The 24,118-nt window shown below is 71.4% G+C and carries 15 protein-coding genes; 7 read left to right on the plus strand and 8 right to left on the minus strand.

Annotated elements, in window-relative coordinates:
- Nucleotides 1-102: 102 nt before the first annotated feature.
- On the minus strand, nucleotides 103-2,898 hold the full coding sequence (gene ppc / locus ACWEOZ_RS34510) for a phosphoenolpyruvate carboxylase (RefSeq protein WP_451914869.1): 2,796 nt from the start codon (nucleotides 2,896-2,898) through the stop codon (nucleotides 103-105).
- Nucleotides 2,899-3,088: 190 nt separating this feature from the next.
- Here ppc and ACWEOZ_RS34515 point away from each other — a divergent pair, with 190 nt between their 5' ends.
- The gene (locus ACWEOZ_RS34515) at nucleotides 3,089-4,666 is read left to right on the plus strand and encodes a lysyl oxidase family protein (RefSeq protein ID WP_451914870.1); all 1,578 of its coding nucleotides are present in this window, start codon (nucleotides 3,089-3,091) and stop codon (nucleotides 4,664-4,666) included.
- Nucleotides 4,667-4,824: 158 nt separating this feature from the next.
- Nucleotides 4,825-6,399, plus strand: a complete 1,575-nt coding sequence (locus ACWEOZ_RS34520) for a lysyl oxidase family protein (RefSeq protein WP_451914871.1) — start codon at nucleotides 4,825-4,827, stop codon at nucleotides 6,397-6,399.
- A 60-nt stretch (nucleotides 6,400-6,459) separates the two neighbouring features.
- On the opposite strand, the gene ACWEOZ_RS34525 is transcribed toward ACWEOZ_RS34520, so the two are convergent.
- The 4 genes from ACWEOZ_RS34525 to ACWEOZ_RS34540 form a co-directional block, all read right to left on the minus strand.
- Nucleotides 6,460-7,527, minus strand: a complete 1,068-nt coding sequence (locus ACWEOZ_RS34525) for a glycoside hydrolase family 6 protein (protein ID WP_451914872.1) — start codon at nucleotides 7,525-7,527, stop codon at nucleotides 6,460-6,462.
- A gap of 3 nt (nucleotides 7,528-7,530) precedes the next feature.
- Nucleotides 7,531-9,480: a galactose oxidase-like domain-containing protein gene (locus ACWEOZ_RS34530; RefSeq protein ID WP_451914873.1), complete on the minus strand. Its 1,950-nt coding sequence runs from the start codon at nucleotides 9,478-9,480 to the stop codon at nucleotides 7,531-7,533.
- On the minus strand, nucleotides 9,477-11,306 hold the full coding sequence (locus tag ACWEOZ_RS34535) for a glycosyltransferase family 2 protein (protein ID WP_451914874.1): 1,830 nt from the start codon (nucleotides 11,304-11,306) through the stop codon (nucleotides 9,477-9,479). The genes ACWEOZ_RS34530 and ACWEOZ_RS34535 overlap by 4 nt, the downstream gene beginning before the upstream one ends.
- 84 nt (nucleotides 11,307-11,390) lie before the next feature.
- A complete protein-coding gene (locus ACWEOZ_RS34540; protein ID WP_451914875.1) occupies nucleotides 11,391-13,187 on the minus strand; it encodes a hydrogenase maturation protein in 1,797 nt (598 codons plus the stop codon).
- Nucleotides 13,188-13,413: 226 nt separating this feature from the next.
- Here ACWEOZ_RS34540 and mfd point away from each other — a divergent pair, with 226 nt between their 5' ends.
- From mfd to ACWEOZ_RS34560, 4 genes are all read left to right on the plus strand, one after another.
- Nucleotides 13,414-17,037 (plus strand): transcription-repair coupling factor, encoded by a 3,624-nt coding sequence (mfd, locus tag ACWEOZ_RS34545; RefSeq protein ID WP_451914876.1) that lies wholly within the window; start codon nucleotides 13,414-13,416, stop codon nucleotides 17,035-17,037.
- A 56-nt stretch (nucleotides 17,038-17,093) separates the two neighbouring features.
- Nucleotides 17,094-17,864: a hypothetical protein gene (locus ACWEOZ_RS34550; RefSeq protein ID WP_451914877.1), complete on the plus strand. Its 771-nt coding sequence runs from the start codon at nucleotides 17,094-17,096 to the stop codon at nucleotides 17,862-17,864.
- Nucleotides 17,864-18,814 (plus strand): MazG family protein, encoded by a 951-nt coding sequence (locus ACWEOZ_RS34555; protein ID WP_451914878.1) that lies wholly within the window; start codon nucleotides 17,864-17,866, stop codon nucleotides 18,812-18,814. The genes ACWEOZ_RS34550 and ACWEOZ_RS34555 overlap by 1 nt, the downstream gene beginning before the upstream one ends.
- Before the next feature lie 71 nt (nucleotides 18,815-18,885).
- Nucleotides 18,886-20,502 (plus strand): DUF885 domain-containing protein, encoded by a 1,617-nt coding sequence (locus tag ACWEOZ_RS34560; RefSeq protein WP_451914879.1) that lies wholly within the window; start codon nucleotides 18,886-18,888, stop codon nucleotides 20,500-20,502.
- 448 nt (nucleotides 20,503-20,950) lie between these two features.
- Here ACWEOZ_RS34560 and ACWEOZ_RS34565 read toward each other — a convergent pair whose 3' ends face one another.
- Together ACWEOZ_RS34565 and ACWEOZ_RS34570 are read right to left on the minus strand one after the other, a co-directional pair.
- Nucleotides 20,951-21,640 (minus strand): hypothetical protein, encoded by a 690-nt coding sequence (locus ACWEOZ_RS34565; RefSeq protein WP_451914880.1) that lies wholly within the window; start codon nucleotides 21,638-21,640, stop codon nucleotides 20,951-20,953.
- 44 nt (nucleotides 21,641-21,684) lie between these two features.
- Nucleotides 21,685-22,302, minus strand: coding sequence for a hypothetical protein (locus tag ACWEOZ_RS34570; protein WP_451914881.1), 618 nt, complete (start codon nucleotides 22,300-22,302; stop codon nucleotides 21,685-21,687).
- Between the two features lie 169 nt (nucleotides 22,303-22,471).
- Here ACWEOZ_RS34570 and eno point away from each other — a divergent pair, with 169 nt between their 5' ends.
- Nucleotides 22,472-23,755 carry a phosphopyruvate hydratase gene (gene eno / locus ACWEOZ_RS34575; protein WP_360555922.1) on the plus strand — a complete coding sequence of 428 codons (1,284 nt, stop codon included), beginning with the start codon at nucleotides 22,472-22,474 and terminating at the stop codon, nucleotides 23,753-23,755.
- 163 nt (nucleotides 23,756-23,918) lie between these two features.
- Here the strand turns inward: eno and ACWEOZ_RS34580 are convergent.
- A partial coding sequence (locus ACWEOZ_RS34580) for a hypothetical protein (protein WP_451914882.1) occupies nucleotides 23,919-24,118 on the minus strand: 200 nt, incomplete at its 5' end.

The following is a 24,118-nucleotide window of genomic DNA, read 5'->3' on the forward strand; positions in this document are numbered from 1 at the left end:
CGAAGCCCCGCGGCGGTCTGAGCACGAAACCCGCGGCGGTCTGAACACGAAGCGGCCGGGCCCGCACTGAGCGGGCCCGGCCGTCGAAACGTCCGCGAGCGGTCAGCCCGTGTTGCGCATGCCGGCCGCGATGCCGTTGACCGTGGTCAGCAGCGCCCGCTCCAGCGCCGTCGAGTCCGACGCCGAGCGGCGCGCGCCCGGTGCCGTCGGCGCCTGCCGCTCGTCGGCGTTCAGCTCGCGGTACTGGCGCAGCAGCGCGACCTGCAGGTGGTGCAGCGGCTCCAGGTACGTGTCCCGGACGCCCAGCGTGCGCGACAGCTCGGGCTGGCTCGACAGCAGCTCGTCGCGGCCGGTGATGGCCAGGATCTGCTCGACCGTCTTGGCGTACTCCTGCTCGATGGTGCCGAAGATCGGCTTGAGCTCGGCCGGGACCAGCGTCTCGACGTACCGCCGGGCGATGGTCAGGTCGGTCTTGGCCAGCATCATCTCCACGTTGGAGACGAACGTGCGGAAGAACTGCCAGTTGGCGTACATCTCCTGGAGCACGTCGGCCTGACCGGCCTCGCGGACCGCGAGCAGTCCGGTGCCTACGCCGAACCAGCCCGGCACGATCTGGCGGGTCTGCGTCCAGCCGAACACCCACGGGATGGCCCGCAGGCCGCCGAGCCCGGCGTCGGCGTTCGGCCGCTTGGCCGGCCGGGAACCGATGTTGAGCGCGCCGAGCAGCTCGGTCGGGGTCGCCGCCCAGAAGTACGCGGGCAGGTCCGGATTCTCGACCAGCGCCCGGTACGCCCCGAAGGCCGCGCCCGACGCCGTGTCCATCGCCGCGTCCCAGCGGGCCAGCGAGGAGAGGTCGACCGACGGCGACGTGTGCAGCAGCGTCGCCTGCAGCACGGCTGCCACGGTCAGCTCGAGGTTTTCCCGGGCCAGGGCCGGCAGCGTGTACTTGTCGGAGATGACCTCGCCCTGCTCGGTCACCTTGATCGCGCCGTCCAGCGTGCCGTACGGCTGGGCCAGGATCGCCTCGTGCGTGGGGCCACCGCCGCGGCCGACCGTGCCGCCGCGGCCGTGGAAGAGCCGCAGCCGCACGCCGTGCCGGGCGGCGACGTCGCGCAGCGCCCGCTGGGCCTTGTGGATCGACCACTGGCTCGTGGTGATCCCGGCCTCCTTGTTGCTGTCGGAGTAGCCGAGCATGACCTCCTGCAGGTCACCCCGGGCCCGCACGATCTCCCGGTAGGCCGGCAGGGACAGCATCTCGTCCAGCAGCTCGCCGCCGGCGTCCAGCTCGGCCGGGGTCTCCAGCAGCGGCACGATGCCGATCCGGGCCCGCCCGGTGTGGATGTCGATCAGGCCGGCCTCGCGGGCCAGCACCGCCGCGGCGAGCACGTCGTCCACGCCCAGGGTCATCGAGATGATGTACGACTCGATGACGTCCGCGCCGAACCGGTCCTGCGCGTCGCGGATCGTGTTGAACACGTCGAAGGTCTTGCGCGCCGAGTCGGTCAGCGGGGTGTCGTTGCTCGACAACGGCCGGCGCCCGGTGAGCTCGGTGGCCAGCAGCTTGGTGCGCTCGGGCCGGTCCAGCGCCAGGTATTCGTCGACCTCGCCGACCTGGGTGTACATCTGTGCCAGCACCTCGTGGTGCTTCTCGGCGTGCTCGCGGACGTCGAGGGTGGCCAGCTGCAGGCCGAAGGCGGACACCGTACGGATCGCCGACGCGACCGTGCCGACCGCGGTGAGCTGCCCGGAGTTGCGGGCCAGCGAGGCCCGCATCAGCTCCAGGTCGCCGACCAGCTCATCGGTGCCCAGGTAGTCGCGGCCGGGCACGTGGGCGGTGCCGCGCCGCAGCCGTTCGCGGGTGTTGGCCAGCTTGGCCTTGATGCAGCGGACCTTCAGCCGGTACGGCTCCTCGGCATTGGTGCGGCGGAACCGGGGCGCCACCTCGGGCAGCGCGTCGAGGTCCTTGGCCAGGCTGGCCGACAGGTCCAGGGACACGCCGCGCAGCCGCCGGGACACCGACAGCTCGTCGATCAGCGCGTCCATGGCCGCCTCGGTGGCCTGGATGCCGTGCTCGTGCTGGATGATCAGCACGTCGCGGGTGACGGCCGGGGTGACGAACGGGTTGCCGTCGCGGTCGCCGCCGATCCACGTGCCGAAGGTCAGCGGGCGCGAGGTCGGCGAGGTCTCCACCCCGAGCTGGCGCAGGGTCTCGGCGAGGTCGTCGAGCACCTGCGGGGCCGCGTCGGCGTAGAGGTCCTTGAGGTAGTAGACCGCGTTGCGGGCCTCGTCGGTCGGGTCGGGCCGGTCCAGGCGCAGCTCGTCGGTCTGCCAGAGCAGGTCGATCAGCTCGGCGAAGCGGCGGGTGGAGGCCGTGGTGTCGGTCGCGCCGTACAGGATCGCGGCACTGGCCTCGCCGTCCAGCGAGTCGGCGAGCTGGCGCAGCTTCGACAGGATCGAGCGGCGGGCCGCCTCGGTCGGGTGCGCGGTGAAGACCGGCCGGACGGCCAGCCGGCGGGCGGCCGCGGCGATCTCGTCGGCCGGCACGCCCTGCTCGGCGATGCGCTTGGCCGCCTGGTCCAGCCAGCCGCCGTCGCGGGCGCGGCGGCGCTGCAGGTCGCGGGCGCGGTGCACCTGCTCGGTGATGTTGGCCAGGTGGAAGTAGGTGGAGAACGCCCGGGCCAGCTTGGTGCCGGTCGTCACGTCCATCGCGGCCAGGCGCTCGGCGGCGGCCGGGGCGTCCGCCCGGACCAGCGCGCGGACCTCCTCGACCAGGTCGAGCAGCGGCTTGCCCTCCTGCCGGGCGAGCGTCTGGCCGAGCAGCGTGCCGATGCGCCTGATGTCGGCGCGCAGCGCGGCGTCGGGGCCCTCGGGGTCTAGCTGGCCGAGCTGGTCTGTCATCGGAGCGCTCCTCAACGAAGAACTTGCAGGGGTTTTCCGCCGCGCGGAAGGACAGCGCTGTCCCGACTTCGCTGATCGTATCGGTGCCCCGCCCGGCCGGCGTGATTTGAGGTAAGTCTCATAGGCGCTTACGGCGGCTTCACGCCTTTCCGGATTACCTGTGCAGCACAGACCTCCGGGAGGACGAGAAATGCCAAGAAGGACCCGAATCGTGGTGGCCGGTGCCGTCGCGACCGCTGTCGGCCTGGCCGTGGCCGGTATGGGCGTGGCGGACGCCGCCGCGGCGCCGCCGCCGCTGGCCTTCACGATGGCCACGGCCAACGTGCTGGCCGAGCGGTACGTGTACGACGGCGAAGAGGCCTACCTCGACTTCGATCTGGGCGTGAACGTCATCGCCGGCAAGGATCCGCTGGAGATCCGGGCGAAGCGCTCGTCCTACGCCAAGCCGATCACCGCCGAGCAGATCGTCGTCAGGAACGGCAAGAAGAAGGCGGTGGCGCTGCCGGCCGGGATGGTCACCGGGTGGGGCGGTCTCAAGGACTTCACCACGATCAGCATCAAGAACGCGGCGGGCAAGCAGGTCGCCGGCTACCAGACAGATTTCTGCCCGAACGCCTACGAATCCGCCCGGACCCGGCGGGACGCACCCGCGCAGAACCCGTATCCGCGGGGCTGCTCCGAGGGCGCGTTCAACCTGGGCGCGGTGTGGGGCATCCAGGCCGGCTGGAACGCGCCCGTCGCGAGCATGCCGCGCACCGGTGAGTTCGACCTGAAGGACGGCGTCTACACCGCGACGGTCAGCATCAACAAGAAGTACCGGGACTACTTCAAGATCGCGGCGAAGAGCGCGACGCTGAAGCTCACCGTCACGGTCAAGACGATCGACCAGGGCGACGGCGCGGCAGCCGCAGCCAAGGCCAGGGTCCAGGCGGCCCGCGCGGGCGACGACCCCGCCGAGGCGGCTGCGCTCGCCGAGCACGGTGAGCACGCGGGTCAGGGTGACCCGAAGCTGCAGATCTCGGCGTACAAGCCGGAGTTCCGGCCGCCGGCCAAGCGGCCGCGGGCGGTCAAGGCCTCGGCCGTCGCCAAGGGCCCGCGTCCCGACCTGCGCTCGCTGCCCGCCTCGGGCATCTCGCTGTCGCAGGAGGAGGACAAGAAGTGGTACGTGAACTTCGGCGCCACCGTCTGGAACGCGGGCACGTCGCCGTTGCTGGTCGACGGTTTCCGGCAGACCGGCACCGAGCGGATGGACGCGTACCAGTACTTCTTCGACGCCAAGGGTAAGGAGGTGGGCTCGGTCGCGGCCGGCACGATGGAGTGGGACGCCCGCGAGGGGCACCGGCACTGGCACTTCACCGACTTCGCGCGGTACAGCCTGCTCAAGGCCGACAAGAAGGTCGCCGTGCGCAGCGGCAAGGAGGCCTTCTGCCTGGCCAACACGGACGCGGTCGACTACACGATCCCGAGCGCCAAGTGGCGGCCGGACAACACCGACCTGTCCAGCTCCTGCGGTCAGAACACGGCCGTGGCGGTGCGGGAGGTGCTCGACATCGGCAACGGTGACACGTACACCCAGGACCGGCCCGGCCAGTCCTTCGACATCACCGGCCTGCCCAACGGCTCCTACTACATCGAGGTCAAGGCCAACCCCTCGAACAAGCTCGCCGAGCTGAGCACGAAGAACAACACCGCCCTGCGCAAGATCGTGCTGGGCGGCACCGCGACCAAGCGGACCCTGCGGGTGCCCTCGGTCAACGGGCTCGACTGATCGTCGGACGCCGATACGAGGCGCCGGCCCCCTCTGGGGGTCGGCGCCTTTTTCGTGCTTCACCTGCGTGCTTCGAGGTGGGTCTCATAAGCCCTTACGTCCGCTTCACGCCATTGAAGTTTACCTGTGCGTGATACCCGCCTCCGGGGAGGAAAAGCATGACAAGAAGGACCCGCATTCTGGTGGCCGGCGCCGTCGCCACCGCTGTCGGCGTGGCCGCCGGCGGGATGGGAGTGGCGAACGCGGCCACCGATCTGCCGCCGCTGGCGCTGACCCAGGCGACGACCAACGTCGTCGCCGAGCGCTACGTCTGGGACGACCAGAGCTACCTCTACTTCGACCTGGGCGTCAACGTGATCGCGGGCAAGGACCCGTTCGAGATCCGGGCGACCCGCAAGTCGTACGCGGACCCGATCGTCGCCAAGCAGGTCGTGCTCAAGAACGGCAAGAAGACCGAGGTGACGCTGCCGGCCGGGATGATCACCGGGTGGAACGGCCTCAAGGACTTCACCACGGTCAGCATCAAGAACGCCGCCGGCGCCGAGGTCGCGAACTACCAGACCGACTTCTGCCCGAACTCGTACGAGTCGGCGCGGACCCGGCGCGACGCTCCGGCCGAGAACCCGTACCCGCAGGGCTGCTCGTACAACCCGTTCACCCTCGGCTCGGTCTGGGGCATCCAGGCCGGCTGGAACGCCACCACCGACAGCCTGCCCATGACCGGCGACTTCGACCTGGCCGACGGCGACTACACGGCGACCGTCACGCTGAACAAGAAGTACCAGGACTACTTCAAGATCGCGGCGAGCGGGTCGGCGTTGAAGATCAACGTCAAGGTCGAGACCGTCGACGAGGGCAAGAGCGCCGCCGCGGCGGGCAAGGCCAAGGTCAAGGCGGCCCGCGAGGGCGACGACCCGGCCGCGGCGACCGCCCTCGCCGAGCACGGTGAGCACGCCGGTCAGGGTGACCCGAAGCTGCAGATCTCGGCGTACAAGCCGGAGTTCCGGCCGCCGGCGAAGAAGCCGAAGGCGGTCAAGGCGTCCAGCATCGCCAAGGGCCCGCGCCCCGACCTGCGTTCGCTGCCCGCCTGGGGCATCTCGCTGTCGGAGGAGGACGGCCGCACGTACGTCGCCTTCGGCGCCACCGTCTGGAACGGCGGCACCTCTCCGCTGCTGGTCGACGGCTTCCGCCAGACCGGCACCGAGCTGATGGACGCCTACCAGTACTTCTTCGACGCCAAGGGCAAAGAGGTCGGCTCGGTCGCGGCCGGCACGATGGAGTGGGACGCCCGCGAGGGCCACCGGCACTGGCACTTCACCGATTTCGCCCAGTACAACCTGCTCTCCGCCGACCAGAAGCTGGCCGTGCGCAGTGGCAAGGAAGCGTTCTGCCTGGCCAACACCGACGGGGTCGACTACACCATCCCGAACGCCAAGTGGCGGCCGGACAACACCGACCTGTCCAGCTCCTGCGGGCAGAACACCGCGGTGGCGGTGCGTGAGGTGCTCGACATCGGCAACGGTGACACCTACACCCAGGACCGGCCCGGCCAGTCCTTCGACATCACCGATCTTCCCAACGGCACGTACTACATCGAGGTCAAGGCCAACCCCTCGAACAAGCTCACCGAGCTGAGCACCACCAACAACACCGCTCTGCGCAAGATCGTCCTCGGCGGCACGCCGACCGCGCGCACCCTCGAGGTGCCGGCGGTCAACGGCATCGAGGGCTGACCCACCGATCGGCCCGCGGGCACCGGCTCCAGCGTGGGAGCCGGTGCCCGCGGGTCTTCGTCACGACGGGGAGCCCGCCAGGTCCAGCGCGTACTCCGGCCACCACTCGCCGGCCGGCGGCGCGCCGTTGCCGCAGGCGCCGTCGGACTCACCCGGGCGTTTGATCCACAGGTACGCGTCAGCCAGCGGCACGCCGGTCCTGGTGGTCGGCGCCTCGCCGAGTGCCCGTCCGGGCGGATTGCACCAGTGCCGGTTGCCGCCGCCCTTCTCGGCCGGCCCGTTGCCGTTGCGGCTGGTGTCCACGACGAAATGCGCGCCGCTGAGCAGCGCGGACAGCCGGCTGCCGTAGGCCAGGTTGTCCGCCGTGGTCTCGAAGTTGGCCACGTTGAGCGAGAAGCCGGACGCCCGCGCGATGCCCGCCCGCCGCAGGGCGGCGGTCAGCCGGGACGGTTGCGTGATCCACGTGGGGTTGCCCGCGTCCAGGTAGACCAGCACACCCGGGACGGCCCGCAACGCGTCCACGGCGTCGGCGAGCAGGTCGTAGCGCTCGTCCGTGGCGTCCTCGTCCAGGCAGCCCTGCACCGCCTGCGGGACGGCGTCGGGTTCGAGCACGACCAGCGCCTGGTGACCCCGCAGGGAATCGGCCAGCGTGCGTACCCAGGCCTGGTAGTCCGCGGCGTCGGCCGCGCCGCCGGCCGACTGCCCGGCGCAGTCCCGCTCCGGGATGTTGTAGAGGGTGAGCACCGGCAGCCGGCCGGCCGCGGCCGCGGCCGCGACCAGACTCCGGGCCCGTTCGGCGTAGCCCGGGGCCGCGTCGGCGAACCAGGTGGCGGTGGGCTGGCCGGCGATCCGCCGGATGGCGGCGATCTCGTCGGTACGCCCGGTGCCCTGCCACGCCGCGAGCTGGTTCACCGCCGCACCGTTCGGATCCACGTACAGCTCGCGGTCGCTCAGCCGCCCGGCGGACCCGGCGGCTTCCCCGGACCGGACGGCCGCCGGACCGAGCACCACGGGGGAGTCTCCACCGCGCCGCGCGAGCACCACGATGGCGGCTATGACGAGCACGAGGGCCAGTCCGGCCACGGGCAGCGCCCAGCGGCCCCGCGTCGGGGAGGCGTGTTTCGGCATTGCTCAGCGCACCCGCATCCAGCGGCCGGTCGACGGCACGCCTCTGTCGTCCACCAGGAACAACATGTACCAGCCCGACGGCACGAGTCCTCTGGACTTCGGGATGGACAGGGCCACGCCGTTCGCCGCCGGGGTCACGTCGAGCGCGACCGAACGCTGGTCGATGTCGGTGACGTGGGTGACCGCGCTGGGCCGCAGCAGCCGGGCCGCGCGCACGCGGCCGGCGTCCGGGGTGGCGAAGTCGACCGTCGTGCCGCGCTGCACCGAGGACGGTCCGGCGCCGACGACCGGCCGACGGCCCTTGAACAGGTACGGCGGTGAGTACACCTCGATGCGCTGCTCGAAGCTCCCCGGGTTCCGGCCGGTGGGGTCGTAGAGCGGGTCGCTGCCCATGGTGATGACCCGGCCGTCGGGCAGCAGCAGCGCCTCGGAGTGGTAGTTGCGGCCGACGGTCGACTCCGCGGCGGTCTCGAACCGGTTGGCCGCCGGCCGATAGATCTGCACGTTGAACAGGTCGCTGCGGGTCCTGCCGCGGTACTCGCCGCCGCGGTACCCGGAGGAACCGCCGGTGGTCAGGACGGTGTCGTCGGGCAGCAGCACGGTGCTGAGATAGCGGGTCGGCTGCGGCAGATCCGGGCCGGGCCGGTACGCGGGCGCCGCCTCGTCCAGGTCCGCGATGGCCGTCCGCCGCGTCGACACGGCCGACTCGCCCACCTCACCGCCACCGAAGATCATCACTCGCTGGTCCTGCGCCGGGGGCAGCAGCACCGACGAGCTCGTCTCGGTCATCCGCGGGTCCCGCAGCCCGGGCACCACCTGGAACTTGTTCTTCTCCAGGTCCCACAGCCCGGGCGTACGGCCGATGGTGTCTGAGCCGTAGCCGGAGTTGGAGCCGGAGAAGAACAGCCGGCCGTCGCCCATCAGGTGCAGCGCGGGATAGGTGGGGAAGACCCGCTTGAGCTTCGGCGCGTCGACCCAGCGCTGCTGGTCCCGGACGTACCGCTCGTTGTCACCGGGCAGCATCCGGCCGAACTCGTCCAGTCCGGACACCGCGAGCACGTCACCGTTGGGCAGCTCGGCCAGCGTCGGGTACCAGCGGCTCTTGACCATGTCGCCGGTGCGCACGTACCGCTCGGTCCGCGGGTCGAACTCGTACGAGGTCTTGTCGCCGCCGTACTCCTGCTTCTCCCGGGTGATCTTGTCGGAGACGCCGTAGATGTTGCGCCGGTCCAGGCCTTCGAGCCCGGCGACCGCGTACTGCGCCGGGTGGTCCACCACCGCGGCGTCGCCCTCGGCCTCGGCGTCGACCCACACCTCGACCTCACCGGCGTGGGTCATCACCTCGTCGCCGTGCTTCATCGCGGTCGCGGCCGGCACCGTCACGTCCGTACGGGTCAGATAGACCTTGCCGTCCGCGCCGGTGAGCCGGGTGCCCTTGGGGAAGGCCCGGGGACCGCCGGCCGGTGACTCGTTCTTGATCTTCATGACGCCGGCGGCGTGCGTGATGTTCTTCGCCAGCACCTCGTACGACTTCGTCCCGCCCGCGATCAGCAGGTTGCCGTTGGGCAGGAACGTGTGCCCGGCGCAGAACACGTCGGTCGGCGTGGGCACCTCGGTGAACGTGTCCCGGGCGGGGTCGTAGAGCACCGAGCGGAACGTGCCGGCCTCGAAGTTGTCCCGGTTGTTGCCGCTGCCCGCGACGATCAGCACCTTGCCGGTGCTCAGCAGCGCCGCATGGATGGCGTTGACCCGGAAACCGGTTGGCACCGGCAGTTGCGCCCAGTGGCCGTACTTCTCCTTGTAGGACTGGCGGTTGATGGTGAAGTCGTGCAACGCGTTCGAGCCGAACGCCACCACGGGCCGGTTGACGAAGACGACCAGGCCCAGGACGACGAGCCCGATCAGTCCGCTCAGCAGGCGGCGCAGCAGCGACGGGCGGGGGCGGGGCTTCATACGTAGGTCTCCACGGGGTCGGCGGCGGACTTCTTCTGCGGGGTGCCGCCGGACGCGGGTGGGGCAGCCCGGCGGCGCTGGTACTCCTGGCCGGCCCAGATGGCCGGCGGCATCAGGCAGATCACGAGGTTGAGGCTGGGCCACAGCCACATCGCGCCGTCGACGTGCCCGCCGATCGGCGCGCAGGCGAGCAGGACCACATAGAACGCGGCCCAGCGCAGGCCCGGCCCGAAGGTCAGCAACCGGTCCGGGCTGGCCGAGTCGCCCTTGGGCGTCACCACGAAACCGGTCTGCCGGCGCAACAGCGAGCTCAGGTACGACGAGACGTAGACCGGTGTGGACAATGTGGACATCAGCATGCCCTTGAGCCCGGACGAGCCGGCCTCCTCGTGCGGGCTGGTGTTGTGCCGGCGGTTCCACACGTACAGGCCCAGCTGGAAAAGGGCGGCGTCCACATAGAGCATCAGCCACACTTCCTGCGGCACCTGGACGCCCTTGGCGCCCAGCACCAGATAGCAGACGGCGTTGACGGCGCCGAGCAGCCAGGCCAGCGCGGTCAGCGGGTAGTACGACATCAGCAGCGCGTAGTGCAGCGCCCGCCGGAAGCCGAGCCGCCACATCACTTTGCCGAACGACGTGACGACGACCTCGTCCGTGCCGCGCGACCACCGGTGCTGCTGGGTGAAGTAGTCGGTCCACGACGACGGTCCCTCGCCGACCGCGAGCACGTCCGGGGTGTAGACCGAACGCCAGCGCTTGCCCGAGTGCGGGTTGCGGCTGCTGTGCAGCACCAGGCTGGTGGCCATGTCCTCGGTGATGGAGTCCTGCAGGCCGCCGATGCTGCGCAGGGCCGAGATGCGCACCGCGTTGTTCGTGCCGACCAGCATCGAGACGCCGAGCCGGTTGCCGGCCCGCTGGAGCAGCGAGTGGAACAGGTACTGCTGGGACTCGGCCCAGCGGGTCACCACGTTGTCGTAGTTGCCGTAGATCTGCGGGCCCACCACGAACGCCACGTCGGGATCGCGGAAGTAGCCCAGCAGCCGCTCGCAGAAGTTGGGCATCGGCACGTGGTCCGGGTCGACCGAGACGAAAACGTCGTAGTCGTCGCCGTGGTCGCTGACCCACGAGTTGTAGTTGCCGTGCTTGGTCTTCGCCTTGAACGCCCCGGCCGGGGTGTTGAACTCGGCGCGGCCCCGGCGGCTGAAATGGTGCACGCCGACCCGCGCGCACATCGCCTTGACCTCGTCGTCGTCACCCTCGTCGAGCAGCCACACGTCGTAGCGGCCGGGGTGACGGATGGCGCGGGCCGCGCGCAGGGTCCGCTCGACCATCTCGACCGGTTCCTTGCCGGGCACGATGGTGGTGAGGAACGCGACCCGCAGCGCCCGGTCCGGCACCATCGGCACCGGATCGCGGGCCCAGAGCGTGGCCAGGCACAGCGTGAAGACGTTGACCAGCCGGAACAGCTCGATCAGCCCGGTCGCCGCGATCATCACGACGGTGGCGGCGTAGAGCCACGTCCGCATCCCGGCGTCCGGGATCTCCATCGAGGACAGCAGCCACGCGAAGAACGTGGTCTCGAAGGTGAAGGCGAACAGCGTGATCAGCACGGTGGTCAGCGGCCGGCGGCGGGCCAGCGGGCGCATCTTCACCCGGGCCGGGCCCGGCGCGGGTACCTCCGCGGGGCCGGCGAGCACGCTGTAGCTGCTGTACTCGTACTTGCCGGGCAGCAGGACGGTGGGGTTGTTCAGTGCGCGCACGAGGGCGGCATCCACGGCCGCTCGCGGCGCGGGGATGTTCTGTGGTGGCGGAACGGGGTCGCTCATCGGCGTCCTCTCAGAATCGGACCCGGGCATGGCGGTGTCGGCGAGAAACGCCCGGAGGCGCTCGCCGGTGCCGAGACGGCAACGTCAGGCGGACAGCGGTACGGCTGAGCGGACCCGCACCTGGGTGTCGGCCGCACCCGCGCCGTTGACGCGCGGGCGGTTGAGCCGGCGGGGACGGGCCGCGGGCTGGTCCGCGCGCGGAGCCGGCACCAGGTGGGCCGGCGTCGAAGCCGGCCGGGCCTTGCTGACGAACGCCTGGCGGGCCGCGGCGAAACCGGACCGGTCACCGAACATGTCGCTGCTCATCTCCGCGAGCTCGCGCGCCTCGTAGACGTCCAGCGGCACCCGTTCGGCGGCGAGCCGCTTGGCCTTCGCGGACTGCCGGCGGCGGGCTTCACGGGCGTCGGCGTGCCGGCCGGCGAGCGCCGTGAGCCACTCGGTGTACGCCTCGGGGTGGCGCGGGCCGACCTCGTCGACCAGGCCCAGCGACGCCGCCTGCTCGGCGCTGACCGGCAGCTTGGCGTCGATGAGCCGCTGCGCGGTGTCCGCCCCGACGCGCCGGGGGAGCGTGTACGTGTGCAGCTCGGAGCCGTACAGGCCGATGTCGTAGTAGGGGTTCAGCACGATGCCGCGCCGGGCCGCCACGATGTCCGCGCCCAGGCCGAGCATCACGCCACCGGCGCCGGCGCTGCCCGCGTACGCGGCCACCACGACCTGCCGGGTGCACGCGATGATCTCGCGGCACACCGCGTTGATGGCCTTGATGTTCGCCCAGGCCGCGGCGGCCGGGTCGGCGGCGGCGTCGATCGCCGTGAGGTGGATGCCGTTGCTGAAGGCGTCGGTGCCGCTGCGCAGCACCAGGACCCGGGTGTCCTGGGCCGCGGCGTGCCGCAGCGCGGCCAGCAGCCGCCGGCAGTGCCCGGTCGACATCGCGCCGTTGTAGAAGTCGAAGGCCAGCCAGCCGACCGGTCCGGTCCGCCGGTAGCGCACCTGCCGGTACGACGGCCCTTCCGGTTCCGTGCCCGGGGGCAGGGGTGAGTCGGGTACGTCATGCAGCCGCTTGCCGAGCAGCGTGGTGGCGGGCAGCTTCACCTGCCCCGGGCGGCTCGCGTCACGCAGCTGACCCAGCCACAGGCTGCCGTCGCCGGTGGCCACCAGCACAGCGCCCTGACGGCGGCTCAGCACCGTGCCGGGACGGGCGCCGCGGGCCAACCCGGGATGCGCGTCGTACGCGAACACCTCCAGCCCGCTCACCGTGGTCCGTACGCCGGGTGCGCCGTCGGCCGCACGGATCCGCCGCAGGATCTGTTCGCTGGACAACGACCAGTCGAACGCCCGGTCGGCCTGCTTCATCGCCGGGCGGGCCCGGGTGCCCGGCACCTCGATGGTCATCTCCGTGGCCGGCACCGGGCGGAACGCCGGATCGGCCGCCTTGGCCAGGACCTCGAAGACGCACTCCATCGCCGCGTCGGCCACCGGTCCCTGGTAGAGCGAGGACTTGCGCGGGGCGCCGACGGGCATCGGGAACGTACGGGTGGCCCAGATCGGCCCCGCGTCCATCTCCTGCACGGCCTGCAGCGCGGTCACCCCCCAGGTGGTCACGCCCTCGGTGATCGCCCAGTCCAGCGACGACGGGCCCCGGTCGCCGACCGGCCCGGGATGGATGATCACCGTGCGGTACTTGCGCCAGACCTGGGCGGGGACCCGGTCCTTGAGGTACGGGCACAGGATCAGCTCGGGCTCGGCCGCGGCGACGCCGTCGATGATGTCCTGCGCGCCCGTGGCGAGCAGCACCCCGACGTCGTGGCCCGCCTCCCGCAGCGCGCACCAGGCCCGCTGACTCAGACCGTTGAACGCCGACACGAGCAGCAGAACCCGCACATTGCCTCCCCAGACAATTCCCCCAACGACCCGCGGGCAGTCTTTGCCACCTCTTTGTCGTTATGTCGGACATGCTGTCCGATAGCGGTCCACGGTCCCGATGGTGTCGGACGGCGGACTAAGCTTTGGGGCATACCCCCCGTCCAACTGGCGTCGGGGTTTTTCGATGTGCCTCACGGGAGTCTTTTTCCATGCGACCTGATGGATCTTCGCGGAAGTTCCTCCCATGCAGCTGAGTGGCCTGATCCCGGCCGCCCTGCGGGACCGCGGGCTGGCCCGGGCCCGTGACCTGGCCCGCAAGGGCGGCGCCGACTCCGACGCGCTCGACCTGACCGCGCCGGCCGCGCTGCGGCCCTTCGTCGTGGCCGCCGTCGCCGGTGCGGCCGAGCACGGTGGCGCCGGGCGCCCGGTGCTGGCCGTGACCGCGACCAGCCGCGAGGCCGACGACCTGGCCGACGCGCTGGGCTGCCTCATCTCGCCCGAGCGGGTCGCCGTCTTCCCGTCCTGGGAGACCCTGCCGCACGAGCGGCTCTCGCCACGCTCCGACACCGTCGGGCGACGGCTGGCCGTGCTGCGCCGCCTGGCCCACCCCGACGCCACCGGCGGCGAGCCGGTCCAGGTCGTCGTCGCGCCGGTCCGCAGCCTGCTCCAGCCCCAGCTCAAGGGTCTCGGCGACCTCGAGCCGGTGGAGCTGGCCACCGGCGGCACGGCCGAGCTGGAGACCGTCGCGCGGCGGCTCACCGACATGGCGTACGCCCGGGTCGACCTGGTCACCAAGCGCGGCGAGTTCGCCATGCGCGGCGGCATCCTCGACGTCTTCCCGCCCACCGACGAGCACCCGTCCCGGGTGGAGTTCTGGGGCGACGAGGTGGAGGAGATCCGCACCTTCGCGGTCGCCGACCAGCGCACCATCGAGGAGGTCCAGCGACTCTGGGCCCCGCCCTGCCGCGAGCTGCTGCTCACCCCGCAGGTGCGCGCCCGCGCCGCCGAGCTTGCCGAGCAGCACCCCGAGATCGGCGAGATCCTGGACAAGCTGGCCGACGGCATCCCGGTCGAGGGCATGGAGTCGCTGGCCCCCGCGCTCATGGACGGCACCGACTCCATGGAGCTGCTGATCGACTGCATGCCGCGGGGCACCCACGTGCTGCTCTGCGACCCCGAGCGGATCCGCACCCGGGCGCACGACCTGACCCGGACCTCCGACGAGTTCCTGGAGGCCAGCTGGGCCGCGGCCGCCGTCGGCGGCCAGGCCCCGATCGACGTCGGCGCCGCCGCGTTCAAGACCCTCGCCGACGTACGCGCCCACGCCGCGGTCCTGCACCAGCCGTGGTGGACCGTCTCGCCGTTCGGCCTGGACCCGACGCAGGAGCCCGCCGCCACGGACACCCCGTGGCTGGAGACACCCGCCGTCGAGGTCTCACCCGACCTCGGCGACGCCATCAGCCTGCACGCCCAGCCCGTGCCGCTCTACCACGGCGACACCGCCAAGCTCGCCGCCGACCTGCGGCAGTGGGCCGGCGAGCAGTGGGCGATCGCATTGGTCTTCGAGGGCCACGGCACCGCCCAGCGCGCCACCGAGCTGCTGCGCGACGCCGGCCTCGGGGTCACCCCGGTCGACGCCATCCCCACCGCGATCGAGCCGGGCCAGCTCCTGGTCACCTGCGGCGGGCTCAACCACGGCTTCGTCGACGAGAGCTCCCGGCTCGCGGTCATCACCGGCAACGACATCACCGGCGGCCGCGGTGCGTCCACCAAGGACATGCGCAAGATGCCCAGCCGGCGGCGCAACACCATCGACCCGCTCGAGCTCAAGCCGGGCGACCACGTCGTGCACGAGCAGCACGGCATCGGCAAGTACGTCGAGCTGGTGCAGCGCACGGTCAACGGCGCCGAGCGCGAATACATGGTCATCGAGTACGCGGCCAGCAAGCGGGGCCAGCCCGGCGACCGGCTGTTCGTCCCCACCGACCAGCTCGACCAGCTCTCCCGCTACGTCGGCGGCGAGTCGCCGCCGCTGCACAAGATGGGCGGCTCGGACTGGCAGAAGAGCAAGGCGCGGGCCCGCAAGGCCGTCCGCGAGATCGCGGCCCAGCTCATCCAGCTGTACGCGGCCCGGCAGGCGTCCAAGGGCCACGCGTTCGGCCCGGACACCCCGTGGCAGCGCGAGCTCGAGGACGCGTTCCCGTACACCGAGACCCCCGACCAGATGGCGGCGATCGTCGAGGTCAAGCACGACATGGAGCTGGCCGTCCCGATGGACCGGCTGATCTGCGGCGACGTCGGCTACGGCAAGACCGAGATCGCGGTCCGGGCGGCGTTCAAGGCGGTCCAGGACGGCAAGCAGGTCGCCATCCTGGTGCCCACCACGCTGCTCGCCCAGCAGCACTACAACACGTTCGCCGAGCGGATGAGCCAGTTCCCGGTGACGATCAAGCAGCTCTCCCGGTTCCAGACGCCCAAGGAGGCCACCCAGACGCTGGAGGAGGCGGCCAACGGCACCGCCGACATCGTCATCGGCACCCACCGGCTGCTGGCCGCGGCGACCCGCTTCAAAAACCTGGGCATGGTCATCGTCGACGAGGAGCAGCGCTTCGGCGTCGAGCACAAGGAGCAGCTCAAGACCCTGCGCGCCTCGGTGGACGTGCTGACCATGTCGGCCACGCCGATCCCGCGCACCCTGGAGATGGCGATCACCGGCATCCGGGAGATGTCCACCATCGCCACCCCGCCCGAGGAACGGCACCCGGTGCTGACCTTCGTCGGCGCGCACGACGACAAGCAGGTGGCCGCGGCGATCCACCGCGAGCTCCTGCGCGACGGCCAGGTCTTCTACCTGCACAACCGGGTCGAGTCGATCGACAAGGCGGCCCGCCGGCTGCGCGAGCTGGTGCCCGAGGCGCGGGTCGCCGTCGCCCACGGCCAGATGGGCGAGGAAGCCCTGGAGAAGGTGATGGTCGGCTTCTGGGAGAAGGACTTCGACGTGCTGGTCTGCACGACCATCGTCGAGTCGGGCATCGACATCCCGAACGCCAACACCCTCATCGTCGAGCGGGCCGACCTGCTCGGACTGTCCCAGCTGCACCAGATCCGCGGCCGGGTCGGCCGCGGCCGCGAGCGCGCGTACGCGTACTTCCTCTACCCGCGGGAGAAGCCGCTCACCGAGACCGCCCACGAGCGGCTCGCCACCATCGCCCAGCACACCGAGCTCGGCGCGGGCATGTACGTGGCCATGAAGGACCTCGAGATCCGCGGCGCCGGCAACCTGCTCGGCGGCGAGCAGTCCGGCCACATCGAGGGCGTCGGCTTCGACCTGTACGTGCGGATGGTCGGCGAGGCGGTCAGCGCCTTCAAGGGCGAACGGCCCGAGGAGGAGCCGGAGGTCAAGGTGGACCTGCCGATCGACGCGCACCTGCCGACCGACTACATCGCGGTGGAGCGGCTGCGCCTGGAGATGTACCGCAAGCTCGCCGAGGCCCGCGACAACGGCCGCCTGGACGAGGTCGTGGCCGAGATGACCGACCGCTACGGCGAGCCGCCCGAGCAGGTCAAGAACCTGATCGCGGTGGCCCGGTTCCGGCTGGTGGCCCGGGCGTACGGCCTCACCGACGTCTCGGTGCAGGGCAAGCACCTGCGCTTCTCGCCGCTGCCGCTGCCCGACTCGAAGCAGATGCGGCTCAAGCGCTACCACCCGGACGCCGTCTACAAGACCACCAACGACCAGGTCAGCGTGCCCCGGCCGACGACCCGGCGGGTGGGCGGCGAACCGCTGCGCGACCAGGCTCTGCTGCAGTGGTGCGCCCAGCTCCTCAAGGACGTGCTCGGCGAGGTTCCGGCTCCGGTGCCGGCATGATCCGATATCAGGGGGTGGGCGGCGTACGTCACATCAGCCGTGAGAGAGTGCTAACCATGCAGCGTGCCCGCCGACTCGCATCCACCGCCGTCGTCGCCGCCCTCGCGGTGAGCGCCCTGTCCGCCTGCCGCGCCGAGCCCGACGTGGCCGCGTACCTGGGTGACGGCCGGACGATCACCGAGGCACGGGTGGAAGGTGTCTACGACGAGGCCCACGACGAGCTGACCAAGGCCCGCGAGCAGGTCCAGCAGCAGCAGGGCGAGGCCGGCGCCTCGGCCCAGCCCGTCCCGCCGGTGCAGGTCCCGTTCAAGCAGAAGGACGTGCTGAACGCCCTGCTCACCATTCAGCTGCTGGAGCAGGCGGCGAGCGCGCACGGCGTGCAGGCCGCCGCCGAGCCCACCGTCGAGCAGGTCGCCCAGGGCTCCAACTACTCCGCCAACTGGGAGTACACGAAGCTCTACACGCGGACGTTCCAGCTGCGGGCGGCGCTGCTGCCCAAGGTGGCCCCGGCCGCGCTGACCGACGCCGACCTGCGCCCGGTCTACGACAAGCTGCTGTCCGGCAGCGAGGCCGGCGCGACGCCGTTCGAGCAGTTCAAGACCCAGCTCTCGGCGGAGAACAAGCAGGCCCTGCAGCAGAGCATCGGCCTGCGCAACGAGCTCGCCAAGATCGTGGCCGACGACGACGTCAAGCTGAACCCCCGCTACGGCAACCAGCAGCTCGTCCTGCTGTCGGCGCAGGCCGGCAACGCGGACGTGGCCCTGGTCGAGCTGTCGCTCGCCGGTGCCGGCGCCTCCGAGGCCCCGTTCGTCACCGACGTCTCCTGATGGCCCCAGCCGGACGCATCGTCCTGCTGGTCACGTCCCCGCGGCTGCCGGCCGGTCTGCTCACGGCCGAGGCCTGGGACCTGCTCCGCGCCCACCCGGTCTACACCCCGGGCGAGAGCGACCAGGTGGACGCGCTGCGCTCCTCCGGGGTGACGGTCACGGTGATCGAGCCCGACCCCGAGACCCTGATCGCGGCGCTGGGCGCCCACCAGACGGTGATCTGGCTGGCCGGAGCGGCCGGCGACGAGGACTTCGCCCGGCGCCTCGGCCTGCGCCTGGCCCGCGAGCCGTCCCTGGCCGAGCTCGAGCTCTGCTACGGCTCCTGGGACCCGCCGGGCGCCCGGCTGCTCGACGCGGTGGCGGTGATGGACCGGCTCGCCTCGCCGGGCGGAGACCCGTGGAAGCTGCAGCAGACCCACGAGAGCCTGGCGCCGTACCTGCTGGAGGAGAGCTACGAGGCGTACGACGCGATCGCGGCGTCCGACCTCGACGCGCTGCGCGAGGAGCTCGGCGACGTGCTGCTCCAGGTGGTCCTGCACTCGCGGCTGGCCGAAAACCTCCCGGAGGACGAACGCTGGAGCATCGACGACGTGGCCGGCGGACTGGTGGAGAAAATGGTCCGCCGCAACCCGCACGTCTTCGCCGGCGAGCAGGTCGGCGGCGTCGAGGACATCATCGACAACTGGGAACGCATCAAGAAGGCGGAAAAGGCCCGCGACTCGGTGCTGGACGGGATCGCGCTGAGCCAGCCGGCCCTGTCCCTGGCCGCGAAGATCCTCCAGCGGGCCGAGCGGGCCGGGGTGGGGGTGCCGCTGCCGTCCGGCCCGGGGCTGGGGCCGACGTTGCTGCGGCTGGTCGCCGATGCGCGGTCGCAGGGGCTTGATGCGGAGGCCGCGTTGCGGCAGGCGGCTCTGGATCTGGCGGCCGAGATCCGCAAGACCGAGGGCTGACGCTCCGCTCCGCCTGACGCTTCGCTTTCGCGGGCACGAGAATGTCGTACCCGGCGAGTAGATTTCGCTCCATGCCGGAGTTCGTGCCGCTCGCGGAGAGCATCGTCGACGCCATCCTGGAGACCGACCCCGCGCTGGCGTCCTACGCCGGTGACCACCGCTTCGACGATCGGCTGCCCGATCTGTCACCCGGTGCGGTGGCCGACCGGGTGACCATGCTGCGCGACGCCGCCGACGCCCTGTCCGGCACGGACCCGGACGACTTCGACGACCAGGAAAAGGTCGACCACGCGATCCTGTCCGCCATCGTCGAGCGCGGCATGTTCGAGCTCAGCGACGTTCGTGAGCACGAGTGGAATCCTCTGGTCCACAATCCCGGCCCGATGCTGCACACCCTGCTGGCCCGCCCGTTCGCCCCCGCGGAGGAGCGCCTGACCAGCCTCGGCGGCCGGTTGGCGGCCGTCCCCGACGCCCTCGCCACCGCCCGCGCGGTCCTGCGCGACGTGCCCCGGCTGCACACCGAGATCGCGGTCGGCCAGTTCGCCGGCGCGGCGAGCCTCATCCGCGACCAGGTGCCCGGCCTGCTCGCCGAGGCCCCGGGCCTGCGTCCCGCGATCGAGCCGGCCGCAGCCACCGCCCTGGCCGCCCTGGCCGAGTTCGACGGCTGGCTCAAGGCGAGGCTGGAGAGCGGCGAGCCGGGCCGCGACCCCCGCCTGGGCCGCCCGCTGTGGGAGGCCCGGCTGTGGCACACCCTCGACACCGAGCTGCCGGCCGCAGAGGTCCTGTCCCGCGCCGAACGCAACCTGGCCGAGGTCGGCGAGCAGCTCCGCGCGGCCGCCGCCGAGCTGGCCGGGGGACCGCCCACCGACGAGACCGTCCGCCGCGCCCTGGACACCCTGGCCGCGCAGCACCCCGACGACAGCACCATCGTCGACCTGGCCAAGGTGACGATGGGCGAGGCGACGGAGTTCGTCCGCGAGCACGCCCTGATGACCCTGATCGACGACCCGTGCGTGATCGAGGAGATGCCGGAGTTCGCCCGCGGCGTGGCGGTGGCCTACTGCGACCCACCCGGCCCGCTGGAAACCGCGGACGTCCCGACGTTCTACTGCATAGCGCCGGCCCCGTCGGACTGGCCGAAGGACCGCGTGGAGTCGTTCTACCGCGAATACAACGACCACATGCTGCGCAACCTGACGGTCCACGAAGCGATGCCGGGTCACTTCCTCCAGCTGGCGCATTCCCGCCGCTTCCGCGCCGACACTCGGGTCCGGGCCCTGGGCTTCTCGGGCCCGTTCGTGGAGGGCTGGGCGGTCTACGCGGAGGAGCTGATGGCGGGGCTGGGCTTCGGCGGCCTGCCGATCCGCCTGCAACAGCTCAAGATGCAGCTCCGCATGAGCCTCAACGCGATCCTGGACCAGCTGGTCCACTGCGAGGATCTGACCGAGCACGAAGCGATGGCGATGATGACCGGCCGAGGCTTCCAGGAGGAAGGCGAAGCCGCCGGCAAGTGGAAACGAGCGCTGCTGACCTCAACCCAGCTCTCGACATACTTCGTGGGCTACACGGAAATGTCAGCCATCGCGGCAGCCCGCCCGTTCGGCGCCACCCCCAAGGCCTGGCACGACGCGATGCTGGCGCACGGGTCGCCGCCGCCCCGGCACCTGCGCACGCTGCTGGGGGTCTGAGGCCCCTCCGCGGCTTGGGCGCGGCCATTATGGGCCCGGGCGCCCGGGCCCGGAGTTGTGTTGGGTGGGCGTGGTGGTGTCGGCGGGGCCGGGCTGGGCCGGCCGACTACGTCGGGCGCTGTCGCGGTGCGCGGGGCTGTGCCATACACGGTCATGCATTACCCGGCCGTGCCTAGTCGGGGACATGCCGCATGTGCGATCGGGAGTCGTCGCGCTACGCGACATCGGGCCCAGTCGCGCCTGGCCGCGGCTGGCCGCGTCGCGTCCGCTCTTGGCCGTGCCGGGCGGCGCTTGGCCGCGTCGCGCCCGCTCTTGGCCGTGCCGAGCAGCCGTCGTCCGTGAGGCCGCCGAGGGTCAGCCCGACGCCGCAACGGTGAGCTGGCCGTATCCCGCCCGAGTCGAGCCAGCTGAGCGTGAGCCGCCGGCTCAGCGGAACCCCGGCCCGGAGCTACCGGCCTCGCCGGTCCACCAGCTTGGCCGACTTGGGCAGGTCGAACATCGCCTCCTCGACCTCCTCCGAGTAGTGGGTCATCGCCACTTCCACCCGGGTCGCGTTGAGGATGCCGTCGAAGCTGCCCAGCACCCCTTCATTGGTGATGCACGTGGTGAAGTCGCGGGCCGCCGCGTCGTCCACGCCCGTCAGCCGGACGCAGGTCGCGTGCCGGCCCGCGATTGTTGTGTCGTGCTGGTCGACTTCCACGTCGTTGTCGAGCACTGCCGCGTTCAGCAGGGCCAGCACCGTCGCCGGGGGGACCAGGCCGCTTTCGCCCGCGCCTTCGAGGACCGTTGCCGGGGCCGGGCTCGCCGCGGTTGCCGGCGCCGTCAGGGTGCACGTCGTTGTCTTCTGCGTACGGCATTCCGTGGTCGCGTCCGCCGTCACCGTCACCTTGCCGCCCGGGTACACGTACGCCGTCCGGGCCGGTTTCCGGGTCTGCGCCACCGTTGCCTTCTCGCCCCCCGGCAGCTGGTAGCTCGCCTCGTACGTCAGGTCGGCCGCCGACGTCATCTGCGCCGCCAGGTCTGCCACCAGGTCGTTGCGGGTCAGGCCCTGGCTCGACTCGTCCAGGTCCGAGCAGCCCGCCGTCGCGGCGCACAGCAGGAGTACGGCCGTGGCGAGGCGTCGGCTGAGAACAGGCACGTGCCCACCTTGGCCGACGCGCGCAACCCCGCGCAAACCGGTTCTCAGGCCCGGGTCCGGCTCAGCAGCTGCTGCCGCATCACGTACCGGCGGATCACCCGGGCCTGCGCCTCCGTCACGGCGAAGATGGCCACCAGCTCCACCGACATCGGCCCCGGCGGCACCTGCTGGGCCAGCCGCTCGACCTTCGACGCCGTCGCGCCCACGTCGATGATCTCGCTGCCCAGTTCGATCCGCAGCTGCAGGTCCTCGCCGTCGCGGACGTTCGTGTCCTCGAAGTGGGCCCGCATGCTGTGTTCGCTGATGTCGCGGATCCAGCCGTTCGCGTCCGGGAAGCCGGCCCGGTGCATGATCACCTGCTCGCCGCCACCGCCGCGGACGAAGTGGCGCTGCTGTTCGACCAGCGGTTCGCCGCGGGCCTCGACCTGCAGGCGGTTCTCGGCCACCTCCAGCACCGCGCAGGTGAGCGCGTACCGGCCGCGAGGGGCCGCCGACCAGCGCAGGGTGACGGCCGCGCCCACGACGGGGACGGCGACCAGCGGGGCCGACAGAGTCAGACCTTTACCCTCCGCGTGGACGACACGGACACGGGAGGCCTGCTCGTCGGAGGCGGTCATCTCGACGTACGAGCCGGCATCGGGAAGGAGCACGGTAGAAGTCATGGCGATACCCGAGATCGGCATTTTCCGGCCCCGCCTGAGGCATGTGGCGGCGTGAGTTCACCGGCCGCCGCCACGGGCGACACCCCGGGTCGATACGCTCTAGCCCGTGGTGGGCCGCAGGGTCGCGGTCTGGAATCTATCCATACGAGCATGAGGAGCGACACGACAGATGGCCACCATTGAAGCGATCGTCGCCCGGGAGATTCTCGACTCGCGGGGCAACCCCACCGTCGAGGTCGAAGTGGGCCTGGACGACGGCACGGTCGGACGCGCCGCGGTGCCGTCCGGCGCCTCCACGGGCGCCTTCGAGGCGATCGAGCTGCGGGACGGTGACAAGGGCCGCTACCTCGGCAAGGGCGTCGAGAAGGCGGTCAGCAACGTCGAGGACAAGATCGCCGACGAGCTGCTCGGCTACGAGGCCAGCGAGCAGCGCCTGATCGACGAGAAGATGCTCGACATCGACGGCACCGCCGACAAGTCCGAGCTCGGCGCCAACGCCATCCTCGGCGTCTCGCTCGCCGTCGCCAAGGCCGCCGCGCTCTCCGCCGAGCTGCCGCTGTTCCGTTACGTCGGCGGACCGAACGCCCACGTGCTGCCCGTGCCGATGATGAACATCCTCAACGGTGGCGCGCACGCCGACTCGAACGTCGACGTGCAGGAATTCATGATCGCCCCGATCGGCGCGCCGAGCTTCCGTGAGGCGCTGCGCACCGGCGCGGAGGTCTACCACGCGCTCAAGTCGGTGCTGAAGAAGAAGGGCCTGTCGACCGGGCTGGGCGACGAGGGCGGCTTCGCGCCGAGCCTGCCGACCAACGCGGCCGCGCTGGACCTGATCGCCGAGGCCGTCCAGGCCGCCGGCTTCACCCTGGGCACCGACATCGTGCTGGCCATGGACGTCGCGGCGACCGAGTTCCACAAGGACGGCGCGTACGTCTTCGAGGGCTCGCCGAAGTCGACCGACGAGATGATCAACTACTACGCCAAGCTCGCCGAGACGTACCCGATCGTCTCCATCGAGGACCCGCTGGACGAGGAGGACTGGGCCGGCTGGACCGCGCTCACCGCCCAGATCGGCGGCAAGGTGCAGATCGTCGGCGACGACCTGTTCGTGACCAACCCGACCCGCATCGGCCGGGGCATCGCCGAGGGCGCCGCCAACGCGGTCCTCGTCAAGGTCAACCAGATCGGCTCGCTGACCGAGACCCTGGACGCCGTGGACATGGCGCACCGGGCCGGCTTCAAGACGATGATGAGTCACCGCTCCGGCGAGACCGAGGACACCACGATCTCGGACCTGGCCGTGGCTGTGGGTAGCGGTCAGATCAAGACCGGCGCGCCGGCCCGCTCGGACCGCGTCGCCAAGTACAACCAGCTGCTGCGCATCGAGGAAGAGCTCGGCAGCGCCGCCCGGTACGCCGGTGCGGGCGCGTTCCCGCGTTACCGCACCGCGTAACGCTGCGTCGACAGATCATGGAGTTGTGGCTCCGCGTCGCCTGGGCATAGTGTCCAGTGGCAGGTGCCGCAACTCCATGGTCTTGGGCGAGCTCCGGGGGAGGGGCAGGGATGACGCAGCGCCGCACACCGAGTGGTCAGGGCCCGGCCCGTCGTCCCACCGGTCATGCGGGACGCCCGGGCAGCCGTACGGCCGCTCGCCCCGCCCGTAGCCGCGACACCGCCGCCACCCGGATCGAGCCCCGCCGGACGCCCGCCACCCGCACCACCAGCGGCATCCGGTCCGGCAATCGGCCGGCGGAAAGGAGCCCGGCGTGCTGGACATCGAGGCCGACGGCTCGGGGACGGTGCAGGTTCTCGTGCG

It is taken from the genome of Actinoplanes sp. NPDC004185 (assembly GCF_053603475.1).